Source organism: Microcystis sp. M49636_WE2 (assembly GCF_030065375.1).
Classification (GTDB): Bacteria; Cyanobacteriota; Cyanobacteriia; order Cyanobacteriales; family Microcystaceae; genus Microcystis; species Microcystis aeruginosa_C.
In genome coordinates this window covers 1-3073 of record NZ_JASJFG010000910.1, presented here as the reverse complement: position 1 = coordinate 3073, position 3073 = coordinate 1, and the positions used below count along the sequence as shown (strand labels likewise).

Here is a 3073-nt window from a genome sequence, read left to right as displayed (position 1 = left end):
AGTCTATCCCCTTGTCCGTCGCTATCAGCCTTTATTAAATGCTATTTTCGCCACGGACGAGCGAGCTTGGTTTACTGTACCTTGGCAGGAACAATCCTCTAATCCCACTATCTTAGAAACCTATCGTCAGCAGTTTCCCCAGCTTTGGCAATCCCACGATCTGATTCTCCGTTATCAGGAGCTTCCCGCGGCTACTCCGGTGATTGGTGCTGACTCCGACTATACTAACCCTAGTCCCAAGGGTTATGTTTTGCGGTTATTTGTCTCCGGCAATAATGCCAATACTAAACACACCCTAGAATCGATCCATCAGCTTCTGGAACGAGAATTACACCATCCCTATACCCTGAAAGTGATCGATATCTCTAAACATCCAGAACAAGCAGAATCTAATCATGTCTCTGCTATTCCCACTTTAGTCCGGGTTTGGCCGCAACCAGTGAAACGCATCATCGGCGAATTTGAGGATTTACCGCGAGTATTGCAGATTATCGCCACCGCTTAGGGTTTAAAGACTTCTGACTCGATTCCTCGCCACCATTCGCCCAATTTCATTAAGTCTTGCTGAATATCATCCAATTCTTGGATGTATTCCTGTTGGGAAAGACTGGCACGACGTTCTTGCAGTTTTTTGAGACGCAATTGCACCAACAGCCAAGGCTTGGAAATACCGTTAGTTTCTTCAATGTAGCGAGCGATATCTTGACTATCCATAGTTTTTTACTGTTATTATCCCATATTTTGTCAAATTAACCCAAGAATCCTTTTTTTAGTTGCAGAAGATTATGTTTGATTTTAGCCACTATTACCCCTACGCCGAATTAGTTTCTTTCCTCAAAAACCTAGCCTCATCCTATCCTAATTTAATTAGCCTCACCTCGATCGGTAAAACCTACGAAAATCGAGATATCTGGTTAACTACCCTAACAAATCAAGCCACAGGCCCCTATTTAGAAAAACCTGCCTATTGGATTGATGCTAACACCCATGCGGGGGAAGTAACAGGTTCTGCCGTCGCTCTCTATACTATCTCTCATCTTTTGAGCCAATACGGTCATAATTCGCCAATTACCAGACTTCTTGACCATTACACTGTCTATATTTTGCCGCGATTAGCCGTGGATGGAGCAGAAAAATATCTCACCACTCCCTATATGTTACGATCAAGTATTCGCCCCTATCCCCACACGGACGAGAAACCGGGGCTATATCCTGAAGATATTAACGGCGATGGTTTAATCTTACAAATGCGCCAAAAAGATACCTGTGGCGCTTGGAAAATTTCTGAACAATATCCTCGCATTATGGTGCGTCGCGAACCGGAGGAATTTGAGGGAACTTTTTACACTTTGCTCACCGAAGGTTTAATCCGCGATTACGATGGCTATAATTTTACCACTGCCCCCACCCTAGAGGGCCTAGATTTTAACCGCAATTATCCCGTTTATTGGGTTCCTGAAGGGGAACAACAGGGGGCTGGAGATTTTCCTTTTTCCGAGCCAGAAACCCGTGCAGAAGCCGAATTTTGGGCAAATAACACCAATATTAATGGCTTCGTTACCTATCATACCTATTCGGCAGTCATGTTGCGTCCCTATAGCACCCATCCCGATGAATATTTCCCCGTGGAAGACTTAGAAATGTATAAATATATTGCTGATAAGGGAAAAGCAATGACTGGTTATGAATGCGTTTCTGTCTATCACGGTTTTCGTGATCATCCCAAAGAAGTGATTAACGGTGCCATGGATGATTATGGTTACGATCATTTTGGTTGGTATGGTTTTACGGTGGAGTTATGGGATGCACCCACCCAAGCGGGAGTGAAAAAAGATGATTATATTCAATGGTTTCGCTGGCATCCTTTTGAAGATGAATTGAAGTTACAGCGTTGGAATGATGAGAATTTAGCGGGAAAGGGTTTTATTAATTGGCAAAGTTTTGATCATCCCCAATTGGGAGAGGTGGAAATTGGCGGTTGGGACTTTAAAAATGTCTGGCAAAATGCCCCAGAAAAGTATTTACCAGATTTATGTGAGAAACAATGTCAGTTTACTATTGCCCATGCTTTAATGTCACCTCTTTTAGCTATCTCTCGTCTCGATCTTAAGTCGGAGGGCAATGGTATTTATCATCTGGTTTTACAGTTAGAAAATCAGGGATTCTTACCCACTTATACCAGTAAAAAAGCACTGGAAAGAAAGATAGTTCGTCCCATTCAAGTCAAGTTAAATTTGGTCGATGATGCAAGTTTAATAGTGGGAAAATTAGAGCAGGAAATCGGTCACTTAGAAGGGCGATCAAATAAAGTATATAGTAGTCTCGCTCACGGTTTAGATTATCGCTGTACGGTGGAATGGGTAATTAAAGGAGTTTCTGGTCAAGAAATCGAGATTGTCGCTATAGCTGAAAGAGCCGGAACAGTCAGACAAAAAGTTACTTTATAGAGCTATTTTGTTCGATAAAATTGTTAAATAAGTCTCGTTGGATTCCGTGGGTAAAACTCGCAATTTTTGGCCGCGAAGCTCTGGTTCTAATCCCAAAGCTTCTAAAGGAATTACTCCTAATAAATTGTTTTGACCTCCGGGTAATTCCCAACATTCAAAAGTGCCTTCTCGTCCAGCGATAATCAAGGTGGCATCGCGAAAAATTCTCACTTTTCCTATGCCTTTAGCCGTAGCCACATCTACTTCTTTTAAAAGCTGTAAACCCAAGCGGGAGATTACTTCTGGCACTAGACAAAGAGTAGTTGCTCCCGTATCCACCAAGACATTTTCTAGGGTAAGAGAGCGAATTTGATCGGGAGAAATCACAGCCGCTGCTGCTAAAATTTGATCGGCGCGATTGATAACTGTAATCGTGGTGTAGATTTTGCCCATATCTTCTGCAATAATTGCTGGCTCAACCATAATACTAGCCTCAATTCTACCCCTAATTAGGGTTTGCTGAATAATGGTAAAAACCTTACAGGAAAGGGCTTTTAGCTTGATTGAGAGCTTCCCAAATGCACTTAAATCTGCTAGAATCTCTTAAAACCCTTGCATCACCCTTGCATCACCCTTGCATCTTCTCT

At 42.4% G+C, this 3073-nt stretch carries 4 protein-coding genes; 2 read left to right on the top strand and 2 right to left on the bottom strand.

All coding sequences use genetic code 11. The features are described from left to right. Positions 1 to 505 (top strand): circadian clock KaiB family protein (locus tag PX484_RS20890; RefSeq protein ID WP_288105355.1); only part of this gene is annotated, 505 nt, incomplete at its 5' end. Here the strand turns inward: PX484_RS20890 and PX484_RS20885 are convergent. Further along, on the bottom strand, positions 502 to 714 hold the full coding sequence (locus PX484_RS20885; protein ID WP_002751038.1) for a hypothetical protein: 213 nt from the start codon (positions 712 to 714) through the stop codon (positions 502 to 504). The genes PX484_RS20890 and PX484_RS20885 overlap by 4 nt on opposite strands. 71 nt (positions 715 to 785) lie before the next feature. Here PX484_RS20885 and PX484_RS20880 point away from each other — a divergent pair, with 71 nt between their 5' ends. Further along, the gene (locus PX484_RS20880; RefSeq protein WP_287768027.1) at positions 786 to 2447 is read left to right on the top strand and encodes a M14 family metallopeptidase; all 1662 of its coding nucleotides are present in this window, start codon (positions 786 to 788) and stop codon (positions 2445 to 2447) included. Here the strand turns inward: PX484_RS20880 and PX484_RS20875 are convergent. Beyond that, a complete protein-coding gene (locus tag PX484_RS20875) occupies positions 2442 to 2909 on the bottom strand; it encodes a retroviral-like aspartic protease family protein (RefSeq protein ID WP_002803164.1) in 468 nt (155 codons plus the stop codon). The two genes, PX484_RS20880 and PX484_RS20875, sit on opposite strands and share 6 nt — an antisense overlap. Positions 2910 to 3073 lie beyond the last annotated feature (164 nt).

Excerpts from the sequence above, each read along its gene's own strand:
- PX484_RS20885 (WP_002751038.1), bottom strand. The coding sequence starts at position 714 with ATGGATAGTCAAGATATCGCTCGCTACATTGAAGAAACTAACGGTATT.
- PX484_RS20880 (WP_287768027.1), top strand. The coding sequence starts at position 786 with ATGTTTGATTTTAGCCACTATTACCCCTACGCCGAATTAGTTTCTTTC.
- PX484_RS20875 (WP_002803164.1), bottom strand. The coding sequence starts at position 2,909 with ATGGTTGAGCCAGCAATTATTGCAGAAGATATGGGCAAAATCTACACC.